Raw genomic sequence first — 16,945 nt, forward strand, 5'->3', positions numbered from 1 at the left:
CTTATGAATGTATCATCACATATGAATGAACATGGTTAAGATCACATAAATATAGGGATATGTTTACTATGATTCTAAACAAATAAGGCCCGGATGACCGGGCCTTATTTGTCTCGGAAATTACTTTTTTACTTGTAAACCGGACCGTCTACGATGGTCGAAACCTGCTGCGGGGCATAGGCTGCGCCTGCACCGCCGAACATGTAACGCAGGCCAACGCGCACATCATGCACATTCATGCCATTGTCGTGGCCGTCGCCGATCCACTGATTGCCCTCGAACATCTTGCCGCCATTGATGTGGCGGTAGCGATAGCCTGCATCTAGCTTGAGGTTCTGCGTGAGATCAACCGACGCACCAGCCATGAGTGCATAGGTAAAGCGCCAGTTGGCAGCGCCTTCCTGCGTGCCACCATAACGAACGTCGTCGAGATCGCCCCACTTCACGCGAGTGCCGCCAATACCGGCGCCGACATAGGGCGTAAAGCCAGCAAAATTGCCAAGATCGACATAGGCATTGGCCAGAATAGAGAGAGCGGAGAACCGGCCGCGCTCATCGGAAGCACAGTTGATATCGCCGTTGCAGGCCGAGCCGTAGGTATGGCCATTGAACTTGGCGCGGGTCATGTAGTCGACCGTCAGATCGGTGCGGAAATAATCCGTCACCTGATAACCGACACCACCGCCCACAAGGAACGACCCCTTCAGATCGCCGTAAAGCGTGTTGCTGCCGAAGGTTGGCGAGCCGCCGCCGCAAGTCGCGCAATTATCGATGGTCGCGTAGTCGGCATCCTTGAACTTGGCCTTGGAGTAACCGATATCGCCGCGCAGATACCAGCCGCCTACGGCAGGCGGAGCGACAACGACTTCCGGAACCTCCGGAACAGGCTCAATGATATCCGCCGCAAGTGCGACAGACGCCACAGCCATCAGGGCAACCGATGCCGCCACACCGGCAAAAAGAGTTTTCGTAAGACTTTTCATATGTCTGCCCCATCGAAGAATCGCGCCGCCGAAAGCGACGGTACGGATGTTTGAGGGGAGACTATTCGGCAAAAGTTAAATACAACTTAACCTTGTTTTTTTACCAAGTTCATTAACGCTTGCTAATTTACAGCAAGTGACCTGACTGTCCCGACGGGCATCGCGAAAACCGCGCTCACTTTCAGGATGCGCTCCAAACAAAAAGGCGCGGGACAAAACCCGCGCCTTTGCTGAAATTGGTCGTGAAGTAATCAGGCGGCAGCGCTGCCTTCGGAGGAGATCACGTCGATGATGTCGTTGACGACCTTTTCCACCAGACCACGATCATCGCCTTCTGCCATGACACGAATAAGCGGCTCCGTGCCGGATGGGCGAATGACCAGACGGCCCTGAACGCCAAGACGCTCGGTTGCCTCGTCGATTGCGCTCTTCACGCGCTTGTTCTCCAGCGGCTTGCCGCCAGCGGTGCGAACATTTTTCAGAAGCTGCGGCACCGGATCGAACTTGCGGCAGACTTCGCTGATCGGCCTGCCCTGTTCCTGCGCAACCGCGAGGATCTGCAGCGCGGAGATCAGGCCGTCGCCCGTCGTCGCAAAATCGGACAGAACAATATGGCCGGACTGCTCGCCGCCGACATTGAAACCATGTTCGCGCATGTGCTCGACCACATAACGGTCACCCACCTTGGTGCGGGCCAGCGTCAGATGGCGGTCGGCAAGGAAGCGCTCAAGTCCAAGATTGGACATGACGGTTGCGACAATGCCACCGCCTTCGAGGCGGTCGGTTGCAGCCCAGCTTTCAGCAATAACAGCCATCAACTGATCGCCATCGATGACAGTGCCATTTTCATCGACCAGCAAGACACGATCCGCATCGCCATCAAGCGCAATGCCAACATCGGCGCGCACTTCGTGAACCTTCTTCATCAGGCCGATCGGATGCGTCGAACCGCAATCCTCGTTGATGTTGATGCCGTTCGGCTCGTTATTGATGGTGATGACTTCAGCACCCAGCTCCCACAGAGCGGCAGGGGCCACCTTGTAGCCAGCGCCATTGGCGCAATCGACGACGACGCGCAGGCCGTTCAGGTCGATATTGCGCGGCAGCGTGCGCTTGGCAAATTCGATATAGCGGTAGATGTCGCCGTCAACGCGCTTGGCGCGGCCGACATCACCATGGCTGGCCAGATAAGAGGTCAGATCACCATCGATCATCGCCTCGATCTTGAGTTCGATCTCGTCGGAAAGCTTGTACCCATCCGGACCGAAAAGCTTGATGCCATTGTCATAGAATGGATTATGCGACGCGGAGATCATGACGCCGATATCGGCGCGCAACGAGCGGCAGAGCATAGCGACGGCAGGCGTCGGGATCGGGCCGAGCAGGAACACATCCATACCGGCAGCAGTGAAACCGGCCACCAGCGCGTTTTCCAGCATATAGCCCGAACGGCGTGTATCCTTGCCGATAACCACGCGCGAGGCCTGCCCCTTGCGACGGAAGATATGACCGACCGCCATGCCGACTTTCATGGCAACTTCCGGTGTCATCGGAAAGCTGTTTGCCTGTCCGCGAATGCCATCGGTTCCAAAATATTTCCGTGTCATCTGTTTCGCCTTACGCTGAGCCATGAACCGCTCTCTATGCCTTCAAATATATGTCGCCCAAAATGATCGGCGAGCAATGGCCGCCGGTTGGCCGACAGCAGATTTTCGCTGTTCTTAACGCAAAAACCCTCACAAATGCAATTTCGCCTTTGGCGGCAAGTTCGACCGTCCCACGTCCAAAGTCGTAATCTGACGCAATATGATGCGCCGAAATCCTTAACGAGCCTTTGCGGCAAGCCCCAACAAAGCCGGATAGCAAGAAAGCCGGGACCAAGCCCGGCTTCCTCTATTCAACTTCGAGCAGCTTACTGCGGCTGTGGCTCCATACCTGGTTCGTTGCCAGGCTCGCTACCCTTGCGCTTGCGCGGGCTTCCTGCCTTCGGCACGCCCGAACCGCGCGACGGCGTATCGTTGCCCTGATCGCGAGATGGCTTGTTGCCTGCAATCAGTTCCTTGATCTCGTCGCCGGAGAGCGTTTCATATTCGAGCAGACCTTCGGCAAGCGCGATCCAATCCTTCTTCTTCTTGGTCAGGATGCGGGTCGCCTCGGCATAGGCCTCGTCGATCAGGCGGCGCACTTCGGCATCGATGATCTGCGCGGTTTCTTCCGAAATATTCTGCGTGCGCGACACCGAATGACCAAGGAAGACTTCTTCCTGATTGTCGCCATAAGCCACACGGCCAAGCTTGTCGGAATAGCCCCACTGGGTGACCATGGACCGGGCAAGCTTGGTTGCCTGCTGGATGTCAGAAGATGCACCGGAAGTGATGTTTTCCTTGCCGAATTTCAGCTCTTCAGCCACACGGCCGCCCATCATGATGGCAAGACGCGACACCATCCAGGTATAGGTGGCCGAATAACGGTCGCCTTCGGGAAGCTGCATCACCATGCCGAGCGCGCGACCGCGCGGAATGATCGTCGCCTTATGGACCGGATCAGCAGCAGGCACATTGATCGCGACGATGGCGTGACCTGCTTCATGATAAGCCGTATTGGCCTTTTCTTCCGGCGTCATGGCGGAGCGGCGTTCCGCGCCCATCATGATCTTGTCCTTGGCGTCTTCGAATTCCTGCATGGTCACAAGGCGCTTGTTGCGGCGTGCGGCCATAAGGGCAGCTTCGTTGACGAGGTTGGCGAGATCGGCACCGGAGAAGCCCGGCGTGCCGCGTGCGACAACCTTGAGATCGACATTGGGTGCGAGCGGCACATTGCGCACATGCACTTTGAGGATCTGTTCGCGACCGACGATATCCGGGTTCGGAACCACAACCTGACGGTCGAAACGGCCCGGACGCAGCAGTGCGGGGTCGAGAACGTCGGGACGGTTGGTCGCCGCAATCAGGATGATCGATTCGTTGGCCTCAAAGCCGTCCATCTCGACCAGAAGCTGGTTGAGCGTCTGTTCGCGTTCATCATTGCCGCCGCCGAGACCAGCGCCGCGATGACGACCGACAGCATCGATTTCGTCGATGAAGATGATGCAAGGCGCGTTCTTCTTGGCCTGTTCGAACATGTCGCGGACACGGCTCGCGCCAACGCCGACGAACATTTCAACAAAGTCCGAACCGGAAATGGTGAAGAACGGCACATTGGCCTCACCCGCAACAGAGCGCGCCAGAAGCGTCTTACCGGTACCGGGAGGGCCAACGAGCAGCACACCGCGCGGAATCTTGCCGCCCAGACGCTGGAACTTCTGCGGATCGCGCAGGAATTCGACGATTTCCTCAAGGTCCTGCTTGGCTTCGTCCACACCGGCAACGTCCTGGAAAGTAACGCGGCCATGCGCTTCCGTCAAAAGCTTGGCCTTCGACTTGCCGAAGCCCATCGCACCGCGCGAACCACCCTGCATCTGGCGCATGAAGAAAATCCACACGCCAAGGATCAGGATCATTGGCAGCCACGACAGGAGAATGCCGATCAGCGAGCTGGAACCATCGGTTTCAGGGCGCGCGGTGATCGCGACGTCCTTGCTTTCAAGGCGCGAAACAAGACCTGTATCGCCCGGCGAATAGGTCTGGAAGGTCGATCCATTGTCAGCAAAAGTACCGCTGATCCGCTGGCCGGTAATCGTGACCGATTTCACGCGACCGTTGGATACGTCGTCAATAAATTGCGAATAGGAAACTTCACGGGAATTGGAGCGCTGACCTGGGCTTTGGAACAGGTTGAACAGCGCGATCAAAAGAAGAGCAATGATCGCCCAAAGGGCGAAGTTGCGATAGTTCGGATTCATATCGGGTCCAATCGATACCACGGCCATTCCGCGGGCACGGAACGATGTTTCGGTCTAACATAGGATCGAAGGATGGCCTTGCCAAGGCGCGTTCGACCCCGCATCCTCGATTCTTCGCACTCTGGTTTACAAAAATTAGGACATTTCCGCGCAGATACGCCCGATGCGGGCTTCCACGGCCTTTGCAAGGTCGAAATCATGCCCCGGCAACACGTGATCGAAGATCGCAAAATGCCGTTCGATATGAATGTCTTGCAGAAAATTCTCGTCTGGCAGGAACGGCAGGGCGAAAAGCCTGCCATCTCGGTAAAGAGCTGGCGAAACCAGCAAGGCCTCACGTCTTCGAGATTCGATTTCGACGTTCTGCGACTTCAGGAAGTCGGCAAGTTCCTGCCGCCCCGGTGCAGCGAGTTCGAAATCCATCTTGCCTTCGTTCAAGAAACGGAACCGGCCGTCCCAGATAATTGGCTTATCCCGCTCAAGACGGAGCTTCGGCAGATTACGCTTTTCACGAAGAAACCGATGCGGTGCACCGTTGTCGCCGCGCTCGATCAGGGCGCCGAATACGGTCAGGCGATGATTGTCATCATCTCCAGACAGAACCCGCTCAATGCGTGAGCGCTCGCTATCGCCCGGCAGGAAACGGCGTCCGCCAGCGATTGCTGCCAGCAATCCGGCGAAGAGCCGTCTCACATTGTCAGGAAGCACTGCATAAAGCTGCGGATCGACCAAGGCATCGGTCACATCAACGCGCAGGCTCGCCGGGTTGCCCAGCGCAGCAATCAAGGCCGCATTGTCCCGTTCACGTGCCGCTCCAGCCTCAGCGATCTGGTCGAGTACAGTCTGCCTGTCTGCCTCCGCAGCGATACCCAGACGAATCCGCGGACGTTCATATTTGGTATTGGCATTGCTGGGATCATCCACCCAGTTGATACCCCTGCCCTGCAATTCATCGCGCAAGGCCTGGCGGGAAACGGAAAGCAGAGGACGGTCAAGTTCGACCGAGCCTTCGAGCCCAAGACCGTCCAGCAACGAGCGCGCCGACATGGCCGCAAGCCCGCGCGCCTCGGCGTGGGCGCTGCGTTCCTTGCGCATCAGAAAGGTTTCGATCTGATCGTCCTGCGTATGGCCGGTGACGATGAAGGCGCCACCTGCATCCCGCGCTGCCTGCACCAGCAGCCGATAGCGCGCCGTGCGCGCAGCAGCAGCAAGCCCGCTTGCCGGTTTGGCGTCGTCCCAGACGAGAATGCGGTGTTCAATCCCGTATTGTCGGCAAAGCAGGCCAACATTCTCGGCTTCGGCCTTCGATTCAGCACGCAACCGATGATCCACCGTCACGGCAATCAGCCGGGGTGGGTTCTGGAGCATGGCCATATAGTCCCGGAGGAGAAAAAGCAGGCCAAGAGAATCGCTGCCGCCAGAAACGGCGGCTATGACGGCACTTGCCTTCTCAAATCCGAATGACTCGAATAATCTGGAAATATTGCTTGGGCTAAGCCCCACGAAATAACTCCGCAATCAGCACTTTGCGCGGCTGCGCTCATCGGCAACGCGCTTCAAAATGGCAGGCGCTGCCTTGGGGTAACGTTCCGGAATCTGCGCGAAGGTCGCACAGGCAACATCGCGATTGTCCATTTTTTCAAGCGTCATGCCGAGCTTGAACATGTTTTCCGGCGCGCGCTTCGAATCGGGATAATCGCGCTGCGTATCGATGAATACCGTCGCCGCTTCCGGATAACGGCCCTGACCGTAAAGCGTTTCCCCCAGCCAGAAGCGTGCTTCCGCCGTGTTGGGGTCCGCCGGATAGCGCTTCACATGCTCGCGAAAACCGGTTTCCGCTGCCTTGTAGTCGCCCGACATCAGATATTGATAGGACGCCTGATAGAGCGAATTGGGATTATCGTCGGTCGGAAGCGATGCGACGGTATCGCCTGCCGTAGCGCCGGGTGCCGCACCCGGCTGCGCCGTGCGTGGTGTGGCATCGAGCGTTTCGCCGATTACATTGCCACTGGCGTCGAACCGGATGGAGCCCAGCGATTGCGGCGGTTCGCCACGTGCCGGTCCGCCCTGAGCGGGCGTATTCGAACCAATAGCCATGGAATCGGCGCCAGAAGACTGGCTGGCCGCAGCCTGCGAAGAAGCGTCATATCCGCCATTCTGTGGAGCGCTTCCGGAAACCCCGCCATCGAGGTTTCCGTTGTTGCCCAAACTGGTGTCTTGACTGGAACCGGCATCGGCGAGCGACGTGTCGCCGCCAGCTTGCTGGACATCCGTATCCGCGCGCTTGCCGGTTTCCAGAAACTGGAAGCGGTTTTCGTTTGCTTCCTGCATCTTCTGCATCTGATCCTGCATTTCGAGGATCTGGAAATTCATGGCTTCAGCACGTGCACTCAATGCATCCGCAATCCCGGCGGGGTTGCCCATGCCCTGCGCACAGAGATCAGCCCCCGGCGATGCTGCAGCAGGAGCTGGCTGAGACGCACCGCTGGAAGCGGGCGAGGTCACGCCGTTCTTCTTTTCCAGTTCTTCAAACCGGAATTCATTGTCTTCCTGCGTCTTTTGCAACTGATTGTCGGTAAACGAAATCTGGGCGTCCACGTCCTCGACCTTGCCGGTCAGGTTGCGCACCAGCTCCTGTTGCAAGCCAGGGCTTTGATAGCCGCCGCCCTGCCCGCCGCCGCTGCCATTATCACGCATGGCGTCGTCGAGAATTGCCGTCGAACCGACGCTGACGCGATTCTGTCCGCCACCACGCCCCTTCTCCAATGCCTGAAAACGCGCTTCGTTGTCGCGCTGGATTTTCAGCATCTTGTCACGAAGCTGCAAGATGCGTGCATAGGACTGGGCGTTTTGATGTGCCAGATTGCAGACCTGCTGCGAAAACTGATCCCCGCCGGGAGCGCCAGCCTGCGCAAGCTGAATTCCCCCTTGCGAGGAAACAGATGCCGCCAGAACCGGAGCACTCACCAAAAGCGGCAGCATGGCAATTGCCAGCGTCACTTTCCTCATTGGTTTCCTCATTCCCTTTTGCCCCTGCTAATTCATCCATCCGATTCACCCATCTAAGTCGGGGTGAACGGGATAATCGAGTACCACGCCTGAACAGGCGCTGAACATGGTTGCCGCATGACGAGAACCGTTCCGGTTGGAACATGGCTCGTTGGAACCGCTCCATCCGTTTTTCCCACTTTCGGGAGACATGCTTCAGCTCCGCTTTTAGAGCATTTCCCGCAAAAGTGCGAAGCGGTTTTGCGTCGGGTAATGCGAAAAGCAAGGGCCTTTTGACGCTCACTATGACAAGTGCGACTTCGGCCAAAGTTTGTCGAAACGACCAATCAGGCGGTCAAAAACGAAAAAAGCGGCTCGAAAGCCGCTTTTCCGTAACACTGTCAGGTGCCCGCAGATTAGCTGCCTGCACCGTTGAGAACGGTGACGGCGCGACGGTTCTGCGACCAGCACGAGTCGGCGTCGCAAACTGCGACCGGACGTTCGTTACCGTAGGAGATGGTGCGCATACGGTTGGTCGGGACGCCACGCGAAGCGAGGAAGTCGCGGGTGGCAGCCGCACGGCGCTGGCCGAGAGCGAGGTTGTATTCACGCGTACCGCGTTCGTCGGCATGACCTTCGACCGTGATCGAGTACTGCGGATAACGCTGCAGCCACTGGGCCTGCTTGGAAAGCGTCTGCTGTGCATCGGCGCGGATCAGCGAAGAATCGAGATCGAAGAAGATGCGGTCGCCGACATTGACCGTGAAGTCCTGCGAGGAACCCGGCGTTGCTGCGCCGCCTGCACCGAGACCCAGATCACCGGCATTGTTCGGAAGGTTCTTCTTGGACGCACAACCGGCAACGGCGAGCGACATGAAAAGGGCAATAGCGATCGGGCTACGTGCAATCGACTGGATACGGCGCATGGGCCGGAGCTCCTTAAGATTTGATGTTCCTGCGTAACCATCCAATAATCATATTGAGGTTAAGACAGGCTCAAGAAGTATGGTTAATATTTTCTTGCGGCCAAGTGCAACCGGCGATTTCCGGCGGCATTTCTGGTTCTAGCCCTTGGGGGCAAAATACGGCAGAAACACGGCTTCACGGCAATGATTGTGGCAATTTAAGCATTTCCAGCAAAAGTGCGAAGCGGTTTTGCGTGAGGATAATGCGACAAAACAAAGAGATAGAGCGATTCCCCGTTTCCGGTTCAACCGGAACCGCTCTATCCAAGAAAAAGGCGCAAAACCGAAGCTTCGCGCCTTCAACTTTGGTAACTTTTCGCAAAAGCCTATTCGAGCAGCGGCGACCAGGCCGGATCGGACGCGAAGTTCGGCGTCTGAATCTGGCGCTCGTTGCGGCCGGTCAGATCGATGGTGAAGAGCTTCGGACCACCTGCACCTGCCGCCTTGCGGAAGAACATCAGAACGCGACCGTTCGGAGCCCAGGTCGGACCTTCGTTGTGGAAGCCCGAGGTCAGCAGGCGTTCGCCCGAACCGTCAGTCTTCATCACACCGATGGAAAACTGGCCCTGCGACTGCTTGGTGAAGGCGATGAGATCGCCGCGCGGGGACCAGACCGGCGTGGAATAGCTGCCATCACCTGCCGAGATACGGCGCGGATTGGAGCCATCGGCACCCATGACATAGAGCTGCGGACGTCCGCCGCGGTCGGATGAGAAGACAATCTGCGATCCGTCCGGTGAATAGGACGCGCTCGTATCGATCGCCTGGCTGTTGGTCAGGCGCGTGGTCGAACGATTGCGCAGGTCCATCGTGTAGATATTGGCGCTGCCGTCGTCCTGAAGCAGGCTCATCACGACCTTCTGGCCATCGGGCGAGAAGCGCGGAGCAATGGTCATGCCGGGGAAGTTGCCGACGAGTTCACGCTGGCCGGTTTCGAGTTGCAGCAGATACACCTTCGGCGAACCGCCTTCGAACGACATATAGGTGACTTCCTGACGGTTCGGCGAGAAACGCGGCGTCAGCGAAATCGCGCGACCATCGGAAATGTAACGCACATTGGCGCCGTCCTGATCCATGATGGCCAGACGCTTCACGCGCTTCTGTGCCGGGCCGGATTCATCGACGAAAACGACGCGCGTATCGAAATAGCCCTTTTCACCGGTCAGGCGCTCATAGATCGCATCGGCGATGATGTGGGCGACGCGGCGCCAGTTGTCCGGCGTGGTGAAGAACTGCTGGCCGATCATCTGCTGGCCACCGAACGTGTCCCACAGGCGGAACTCAGCCTTGAGGCGGCCATCCGGCTGCTTGGTGATGCGGCCGGTGACGAGCGCCTGCGCATTGATGACCTTCCAGTCCTCGAAACGCGGAGCCGCGTCCGGATTGGAGATCTTCTCGATGAAGGCGCCCTTGTCGATAGGCGCGAAAAGACCCGACCGCTCAAGATCAGCCGCAATGACCGAGGTGATATTCGGTCCGAGCTGGTCGGCCGAAAGGAAATCGGTGATGGCGATCGGCAGCGGCTCGATCACACCCTTGTTGATGTTGATTTCCACGACGGCGCGCGCTGGCATGGTGCAGACAAGGCTTGCGGCAATCATACACGCGAAAGCCGAAAAGACCGTCCGGATCTTTGTATTGATGATGCCGATTTTCATGTCTTCTGGGACCTCTTTGTCCTTGGCAAGTAAGTTGGTTGGCGACCGGAAACCCGGTCAGAACATATCGCTCGGGTCGAAGTTGACGATCACTTCCGACCATGAATCATATTTGTCGACTGGCAGATTGTACGGCGCGCAGCGTGCGACAGCGCGCTTGGCGCTCTCGGCTGCTGCACGACCAACACCATCACCGCCGCCGCCCGATGTTACTTCAGGAACGCCCTGAATGGAGCCATCCTGGTTCAGCTTCATCTTGACGGTCACGACCAGTCCCGGCGCGTCAGCCACACCGGCAGGCACGTTCCAGCATTTGGAAATCGCACCGCGCAACGCATCCATTTCACTCTGGCTGAGCTTGGAGCCGCCAGTATTCTTCTTGCCGCCCAGCGATGCCTGATCGGTGGAACGCTTGGCACCGCCGCCTGCCGCCTTCTGCTTGTTCAGAAGGGCTGCAACCTCATCTGCAATCGCGTCTTTCTTCGATTGCGATGTTTGCGAAGCACTCTGCGTCGGCTTCTTCTCTTCCGTCGGCTTGCGATCCGGCGTCTTCGCGGTCTGAGCCTGTGGCGGCTTCGGCTTGGCTTCCGGCGCGGGAACCTTGTCTGGCAGCTTCGGCGTCTGGGCGTCGGGCGATTCAGCCTGCTTTTCGATGGCTTCCGCCACCGGATCAGGCTTCACTTCCTGCTTTTCTGCCGGCTTGGTCTGGACTTCCGTCGCAGGAACCGGCGTCGGCTTCGTCTCCGGCTTCTGTTCCGGTTTCGGATCAGGCTTCGGTTCCGGCTTCTTCACCGGTTCCGGTTGCGCTTTCGGTTCTTCCGCTGCCTCGATTGGCTTCGCCTTTGCGTCAGGCTTCGGCGGCGTCTGGGTATCAATTTCCTGATCGCCAAAATTCTCGGCGTTTGGGACAGTCTGCGGTTTGGTTGTCGGCACGGGAGCCGACTTTTCCTTCATGGGCGCGGTCTTTTCGCCCTGCTGGATTTGCGTCATCGACTCGATCGGTACGATATCGACCGGAAATGATTCCGAATCCTGCACGTCGAAAGCCTTCGGCGAGGAAAACGAAACCACTGCCAGCGCGACCGCAACGGCATGCAAGGCAACAGAAGATGTCAGGCCAGCCTTCATGATGGCGTCAGCTATCCTGCTCCTGGAGGGTCACGAGGCCGATATTCTTGAAACCGGCGGCGGAAATGCGGGCCATGACTTTCATGACGGTGCCGTAATCGGCAGCCTTGTCACCACGCACGAAAATGCGCTCTTCATAGCCTGTCTTGGCGATGGCCTGGAGTTTCGGCACCACTTCTTCGATCGGAATTTCAGTTTCCTGCAGGAATATCTTGCCTTCGCTATTGACCGAAACGGTGATCGGCTGCGTGTCGGCGTTCATGGCCTTGGCCTGGGTGTCGGGCAGATCAATTGGCACGCCAACAGTCAGCAATGGTGCGGAGACCATGAAGATGATGAGGAGAACAAGCATAACGTCGACGAACGGCGTGACGTTGATTTCGCTCATCAATGCTGGTCTGCGACCACGCCTGCGGCGCCCGCCCGACTGCATTCCCTGATTTCCTACCGACATGCCCATTGCAAGATTCCCGAAGGCTGAAATTACACTCGATGCTTGAAGCCGCTTAGTTACGCGGCGTCAGCTTCTCATCAATTTGGCGCGACAGTATGGCGGAAAATTCATCCGCAAAGCCTTCCAGCCGCCCACCGATCTTGCCCGCGTCTGCCGACAGCTTGTTATAGGCAATAACGGCAGGAATAGCGGCGAGAAGACCGATTGCCGTTGCCAGAAGCGCTTCGGCGATACCTGGCGCCACAACGGCAAGACTGGTGTTCTTGGAAGCGGCGATTGCCTGGAACGAGGTCATGATACCGACAACCGTACCAAACAGGCCGATGAAGGGGGCTGCCGAACCGATGGTCGCCAGAAAGCCCAGACGCGAGTCGAGCTTTTCACTTTCACGCGCCAGCGCGACATCCATGGCCTTGTCGATGCGCATCTGGAGGCCGATGGGCGAGCGGGCGCCCTTCTCGAACGATTTCTTCCATTCACGCATCGCAGCCATGAAGATGGACGCCATGCCAGTGGTGCGGCGTTCACCGAGATTGCGATAGAGTTCCTCCAGCGACTGGCCGGACCAGAAGGTCTGCTCGAAGCGATCAATCGCGCGCCGCGCCCGTCCGTAAGCAATCGTCTTGTCCACGATGATAGCCCAGGTCCAGATCGAGGCGAACAGCAGGCCAAGCATAACCAGCTTGACGACCCAGTTCGCCTGCATGAACAGGCCCCAGAGGGTAACATCGGCGGCGGGGGCCGCTAACGCAACATTTTCCATCGATCTACCGTCCTCGAATCCAAACGCCCGGCCACATGACCGGGCGGTATCGCAAATCCGTTACTCAACGTCTGAAAACAGACGCTCCAAACCTGCGCAGCTTTTCATTTGAAGCCGTACCTGCCCGACGAGCGGTCGACACTTCGTTCCGCAACCGCCATTCCCGGATTTCAACTTTAAATCCATCACGCGCTTGTTACGGTTAATTTTGGTGAAAGGAAGGCGCTGCGCTTCATGCCTGCCTCTCCACCGATTCCGTCAGGGTGATTAATGGAATATTATGGTTAAAGATGCGTTAGCATTCGCCCAAATAGGCATATTTGCCGGTAGCGCATCGATTTTCGCATAGAGCATTCCAGCGGAGGCAGTCTGTGGAACCGTATCGGGACTCAGTCCTTGCGGCGGCTGGTAAAGGCTTCCCGCCACTCGTCGGGAATGCGGCGCGGATGGCCTTCTTTGGTTATCATCACGGCCTCTACCTTCGCCTCCGAAAGCAGACGCTCGCCACAGGTAATCTTCTGCGCCATGATAACTCGCGCGCCACGAATTTCGCTGACGCGGGTTTCAATCAGAATAAGGTCGTCCATCTTCGCAGGAGATTTATAATCAATCTCCATGCGGCGAACGACCCAGACCATTTCTTCCCCGAGCGCGCCTTCGGCCAATTCGATATGATGAACGTCTTGCAGGCGCAGGAAATCCGTGCGCCCGCGTTCATAGAATTCCAGATAGCGACCGTGATAGACGAAGCCGGAAAAATCCGTATCGGCATAATAAATGCGCGCATAGAGCAGATGTGCGCCGTCTTTCAGTTCGCCCGATACGGCAGCCTGCGCCAATTGTTCCTGTCGTTCCGTCATTCGTCTTCCATGAAGAGACCGTATTGCGACTGCTGGATGATTTCAGCAGGCGCAGGCAAGCCGAGATGCTGCCATGCGATGGCCGTCAAAACGCGACCGCGCGGCGTGCGCTGCAGGAAACCCTGCTGGATCAGATAGGGTTCGATAATGTCTTCAATTGCGTCACGCGGCTCTGACAGACCGGCAGCGATGGTTTCGATACCGACCGGACCACCGCCGAAATTACGCGCAATGATATTGAGATAGCGCCGGTCAAGCTGATCCAGCCCGCGATTGTCCACTTCAAGACGTGACAGCGCCTCATCGGCGATCTTGCGATCAATGACATCGGCTCCTGCAACCAGCGCGAAATCACGCACGCGGCGCAACAACCGTCCGGCAATACGCGGTGTGCCGCGCGAACGGCGGGCGACTTCCAGCGCACCATCCGGCGAAATACCCATCTGCATGATGCGCGCACCACGCCGCACGATATATTCCAGTTCCTCAACCGTATAGAAATTGAGCCGTGTCGGAATGCCGAAACGGTCCCGCAACGGCGTGGTCAAAAGCCCGAGACGGGTCGTTGCCGCAACGAGCGTGAACTTGGCAAGATCAATCTTCACCGAACGTGCGGCAGGCCCTTCGCCGATGATGAGATCGAGCTGGAAATCCTCCATGGCCGGATAGAGGATTTCTTCCACAGCCGGGCTCAGGCGATGAATTTCATCGATGAACAGAACGTCGCGCTCTTCCAGATTGGTCAGCAGAGCCGCAAGATCGCCCGCTTTGGCAATGACCGGGCCGGATGTAGAGCGGAAATTGACGCCCAGTTCCTTGGCCATGATCTGCGCCAGCGTTGTCTTGCCGAGACCTGGAGGGCCAACGAACAGGACGTGGTCAAGCGCCTCGCCCCGCACTTTGGCGGCCTCGATAAAGACTTTCAGATTGGCGCGCGCAGACGCTTGGCCGACAAAATCGTCAAGCGTCTGCGGGCGCAGCGTATTGTCTTCGTCTACGCGTCTATCGGCATCGATGAGAGGGTTGCGGTCGCTCATGCCTTCCTCCTCGCATGAACATATCGCTCAGGCAAGTAAATCACCGCGACAATTCCTTTAGACCCAGGCGGATGAGCTTGGCCGAATCGGCATTCTCTCCCGCTTCCTTCAGAGCAGCGGCGACGGCATTGGCGGCCTGATCACGCGAATAGCCGAGATTGGAAAGCGCCGACACCGCATCGGCAACCGGCGCCGGAGCAGCGCCCGCGCCAAGTTCCTGCTTGAGCCCGATCGTGCCGCTCGCATCACCGGCAAAGGCAGGCGCCTTGTTCTTGAGTTCGGTCACGATGCGCTCAGCAACCTTCTTGCCGACACCCGGCGCGCGCGAAACCATGGCGATGTCGCGCAATGCGATCGCATTGGCGAGTTCTGATGGAGACAAAGTGCCAAGCACGGCCAGAGCCACTTTCGCGCCAACGCCCTGCACATTCTGCAACAGGCGGAACCATTCGCGCTCAAGCTGATTGGCAAAACCATAAAGGCGGATCATGTCCTCGCGAACATAGGTTTCGATAAACAGGATGGCCGCCTCACCGGCACCACCAAGATTACCCAGCGTCCGTGCCGAACAAAACGCAACATAGCCAACACCATGGACGTCGATGACGGCATGATCCTCGGCAATTTCATCGATCACACCCTTGAGCTTACCGATCATGGCCACCTACGCGATAAGTTGTTGCAACCGGCGCGCACTTGCGATGCTTTGCCGGTGATGCGCATGACAGATGGCGATAGCCAACGCATCGGCAGCATCGCTCGTATCGAACGATGCACGCGGCATCAGGACCTTCACCATCATATGGATTTGCTGCTTTTCACCGTGCCCGACGCCGATTACAGCCTTCTTCACGGCATTCGGCGCGTATTCGGCAACCGGCAGTCCGGCCTGCGCGGGTGCCAGCAACGCAATGCCGCGCGCCTGACCAAGCTTGAGCGTCGCCGTTGCGTCCTTGTTGACGAAGGTGTGTTCGACCGCCGCCTCATGCGGCATATATTCATGCAGGACTTTGGAAAGCCCTTCATGCAACTGGCAGAGGCGTGATGCGAGATCCATCTCGGCATTCGAGGTCACAGTCCCCGAACCGATGAAATGCAGTGAATTGCCCAACGATTCGACAATGCCCCAGCCGGTACGGCGCAGGCCCGGATCGATACCAATGATGCGAATCGTTTCTTTCATAAGCGAACCCTATCCTCAGACGGATTCACTTGACAGTAGAAAAGTGAACAAAAGAGAAACATGCGCCATGAAGGGCGCATATGATCAGTTGTTATGAAGCGCCGAAAGCGGTCTTGAGCAATACGATCTGTTCGGAAACCGGGTTGCCACGCGGAACGCCCTGCAGCGAAACCACTTCACCGTAAACTTCGCGATCCATGCGGCGCACGCGCGCCTGAAGGCGCATGGAACGTTCAACCAGTTCCATGAATGCGGCAGGCAGTTCAGACCAGCCCTGCGCAATTTCGCCCGCCGACGGTGTATCAAGACGCACCTTGGCCTTTTCGGCGGAAACCTGCTGGCGGGTCATTTCACCACTGCGTGCTGCGCGCTGGAGCAACAGCCAGGAAGCAATCTGCATCAGGCGCGTCGTCAGACGCATTGATTCGGCGGCATAGAGCGTCGCAGCCACGCGCGAAAGATTGCGCGCATCCTCACGGCCTTCGCCGTCGAGATAGCTCGCAGCTTCCTCGACCATGTCCATGCCTTCGGCGTAGATCGGCTTGAACGAATCCGAGAAGACCATGCGCTCCGCGAGGCTGATCATATTGCTCGGCATCTGACCCTGTTCGCTAATCACTGCTCTGCCACCTTGCATGACCGCCTGTATCGGCGGCCCATTCCGTTGCCATATACGTCCAGTGGGATTTGCCGGACGGATACGAATAAAACCATTGAACCGCTGTTCGACCATGGGGGAGGCTGAGACGGAACAGCTACGCTAAACAAGTCCACGATAAACTGCACCTTCATGCACTGTCGCGCAAGTTTATGTTTAACATTCGGTTAACATTTTCAGAGGCTTTTGATGAAAGCTTGTAAATAGAACGGATTGGGCAGTCATTCCGTTCCGCGCGCCTGCATGTGAAAATCGATATTTCCTCAACGCGCAGCAAAAAGCGCATAAAAAAAGAGCCGCGATGGCGGCTCTCAGGAGTTTAACAGGGAGGCGTCAAACAGAGTGGCTAAACCACCCGGTAAGAATCCAGCCGAACTGGATGTAAACCATTTAACATTCTTAAGATTAATGAATGGTTAATTTCTGC

Annotated in this window: 15 protein-coding genes; all 15 read right to left on the reverse strand. The window is 57.5% G+C overall.

Going from position 1 to position 16,945, the window contains the following annotated elements; translation table 11 throughout:
* Positions 1 to 128: 128 nt before the first annotated feature.
* Complete coding sequence (locus F9K91_RS08395) at positions 129 to 983, reverse strand: outer membrane protein (RefSeq protein WP_061348040.1); 855 nt, start codon at positions 981 to 983, stop codon at positions 129 to 131.
* Positions 984 to 1,234: 251 nt separating this feature from the next.
* Positions 1,235 to 2,590 (reverse strand): phosphoglucosamine mutase, encoded by a 1,356-nt coding sequence (glmM, locus tag F9K91_RS08400; RefSeq protein ID WP_151556130.1) that lies wholly within the window; start codon positions 2,588 to 2,590, stop codon positions 1,235 to 1,237.
* A gap of 305 nt (positions 2,591 to 2,895) precedes the next feature.
* Positions 2,896 to 4,824, reverse strand: a complete 1,929-nt coding sequence (ftsH, locus tag F9K91_RS08405; protein WP_151556167.1) for an ATP-dependent zinc metalloprotease FtsH — start codon at positions 4,822 to 4,824, stop codon at positions 2,896 to 2,898.
* Positions 4,825 to 4,959: 135 nt separating this feature from the next.
* Positions 4,960 to 6,327 (reverse strand): tRNA lysidine(34) synthetase TilS, encoded by a 1,368-nt coding sequence (gene tilS, locus F9K91_RS08410; protein ID WP_151677625.1) that lies wholly within the window; start codon positions 6,325 to 6,327, stop codon positions 4,960 to 4,962.
* A gap of 15 nt (positions 6,328 to 6,342) precedes the next feature.
* Positions 6,343 to 7,845 (reverse strand): tol-pal system protein YbgF, encoded by a 1,503-nt coding sequence (gene ybgF, locus F9K91_RS08415; RefSeq protein WP_151556128.1) that lies wholly within the window; start codon positions 7,843 to 7,845, stop codon positions 6,343 to 6,345.
* A 383-nt stretch (positions 7,846 to 8,228) separates the two neighbouring features.
* Positions 8,229 to 8,738 carry a peptidoglycan-associated lipoprotein Pal gene (gene pal, locus F9K91_RS08425; protein ID WP_061348035.1) on the reverse strand — a complete coding sequence of 170 codons (510 nt, stop codon included), beginning with the start codon at positions 8,736 to 8,738 and terminating at the stop codon, positions 8,229 to 8,231.
* A gap of 365 nt (positions 8,739 to 9,103) precedes the next feature.
* Entirely contained in the window at positions 9,104 to 10,435 is a 1,332-nt protein-coding gene (gene tolB / locus F9K91_RS08435) for a Tol-Pal system beta propeller repeat protein TolB (protein ID WP_010661373.1), read from the reverse strand.
* Between the two features lie 57 nt (positions 10,436 to 10,492).
* Positions 10,493 to 11,563, reverse strand: coding sequence for a hypothetical protein (locus F9K91_RS08440; protein ID WP_151556126.1), 1,071 nt, complete (start codon positions 11,561 to 11,563; stop codon positions 10,493 to 10,495).
* A 7-nt stretch (positions 11,564 to 11,570) separates the two neighbouring features.
* Entirely contained in the window at positions 11,571 to 12,023 is a 453-nt protein-coding gene (tolR, locus tag F9K91_RS08445; protein ID WP_151556125.1) for a protein TolR, read from the reverse strand.
* Positions 12,024 to 12,069: 46 nt separating this feature from the next.
* On the reverse strand, positions 12,070 to 12,780 hold the full coding sequence (gene tolQ / locus F9K91_RS08450) for a protein TolQ (protein WP_010661376.1): 711 nt from the start codon (positions 12,778 to 12,780) through the stop codon (positions 12,070 to 12,072).
* A 389-nt stretch (positions 12,781 to 13,169) separates the two neighbouring features.
* Positions 13,170 to 13,640, reverse strand: coding sequence for a YbgC/FadM family acyl-CoA thioesterase (locus F9K91_RS08455; protein WP_151556124.1), 471 nt, complete (start codon positions 13,638 to 13,640; stop codon positions 13,170 to 13,172).
* On the reverse strand, positions 13,637 to 14,677 hold the full coding sequence (gene ruvB / locus F9K91_RS08460; RefSeq protein WP_151556123.1) for a Holliday junction branch migration DNA helicase RuvB: 1,041 nt from the start codon (positions 14,675 to 14,677) through the stop codon (positions 13,637 to 13,639). The genes F9K91_RS08455 and ruvB overlap by 4 nt, the downstream gene beginning before the upstream one ends.
* Positions 14,678 to 14,717: 40 nt before the next feature.
* Entirely contained in the window at positions 14,718 to 15,335 is a 618-nt protein-coding gene (gene ruvA, locus F9K91_RS08465) for a Holliday junction branch migration protein RuvA (protein ID WP_010661379.1), read from the reverse strand.
* Between the two features lie 6 nt (positions 15,336 to 15,341).
* Complete coding sequence (ruvC, locus tag F9K91_RS08470; RefSeq protein ID WP_010661380.1) at positions 15,342 to 15,860, reverse strand: crossover junction endodeoxyribonuclease RuvC; 519 nt, start codon at positions 15,858 to 15,860, stop codon at positions 15,342 to 15,344.
* A gap of 91 nt (positions 15,861 to 15,951) precedes the next feature.
* Positions 15,952 to 16,458: a protease adaptor protein RcdA gene (gene rcdA, locus F9K91_RS08475; protein ID WP_061348087.1), complete on the reverse strand. Its 507-nt coding sequence runs from the start codon at positions 16,456 to 16,458 to the stop codon at positions 15,952 to 15,954.
* Positions 16,459 to 16,945: the final 487 nt, after the last annotated feature.

The sequence above is a fragment of the Brucella tritici genome (assembly GCF_008932295.1).
Classification (GTDB): domain Bacteria; phylum Pseudomonadota; class Alphaproteobacteria; order Rhizobiales; family Rhizobiaceae; genus Brucella; species Brucella tritici.

What these genes read in the sequence shown, in the direction of transcription:
- F9K91_RS08395 (WP_061348040.1), bottom strand. Translation starts at nt 983, where the DNA reads ATGAAAAGTCTTACGAAAACTCTTTTTGCCGGTGTGGCGGCATCGGTT.
- glmM (WP_151556130.1), bottom strand. Translation starts at nt 2,590, where the DNA reads ATGACACGGAAATATTTTGGAACCGATGGCATTCGCGGACAGGCAAAC.
- ftsH (WP_151556167.1), bottom strand. Translation starts at nt 4,824, where the DNA reads ATGAATCCGAACTATCGCAACTTCGCCCTTTGGGCGATCATTGCTCTT.
- ybgF (WP_151556128.1), bottom strand. Translation starts at nt 7,845, where the DNA reads ATGAGGAAACCAATGAGGAAAGTGACGCTGGCAATTGCCATGCTGCCG.
- pal (WP_061348035.1), bottom strand. Translation starts at nt 8,738, where the DNA reads ATGCGCCGTATCCAGTCGATTGCACGTAGCCCGATCGCTATTGCCCTT.
- tolB (WP_010661373.1), bottom strand. Translation starts at nt 10,435, where the DNA reads ATGAAAATCGGCATCATCAATACAAAGATCCGGACGGTCTTTTCGGCT.
- F9K91_RS08440 (WP_151556126.1), bottom strand. Translation starts at nt 11,563, where the DNA reads ATGAAGGCTGGCCTGACATCTTCTGTTGCCTTGCATGCCGTTGCGGTC.
- tolR (WP_151556125.1), bottom strand. Translation starts at nt 12,023, where the DNA reads ATGGGCATGTCGGTAGGAAATCAGGGAATGCAGTCGGGCGGGCGCCGC.
- tolQ (WP_010661376.1), bottom strand. Translation starts at nt 12,780, where the DNA reads ATGGAAAATGTTGCGTTAGCGGCCCCCGCCGCCGATGTTACCCTCTGG.
- F9K91_RS08455 (WP_151556124.1), bottom strand. Translation starts at nt 13,640, where the DNA reads ATGACGGAACGACAGGAACAATTGGCGCAGGCTGCCGTATCGGGCGAA.
- ruvB (WP_151556123.1), bottom strand. Translation starts at nt 14,677, where the DNA reads ATGAGCGACCGCAACCCTCTCATCGATGCCGATAGACGCGTAGACGAA.
- ruvA (WP_010661379.1), bottom strand. Translation starts at nt 15,335, where the DNA reads ATGATCGGTAAGCTCAAGGGTGTGATCGATGAAATTGCCGAGGATCAT.
- ruvC (WP_010661380.1), bottom strand. Translation starts at nt 15,860, where the DNA reads ATGAAAGAAACGATTCGCATCATTGGTATCGATCCGGGCCTGCGCCGT.
- rcdA (WP_061348087.1), bottom strand. Translation starts at nt 16,458, where the DNA reads ATGCCGAGCAATATGATCAGCCTCGCGGAGCGCATGGTCTTCTCGGAT.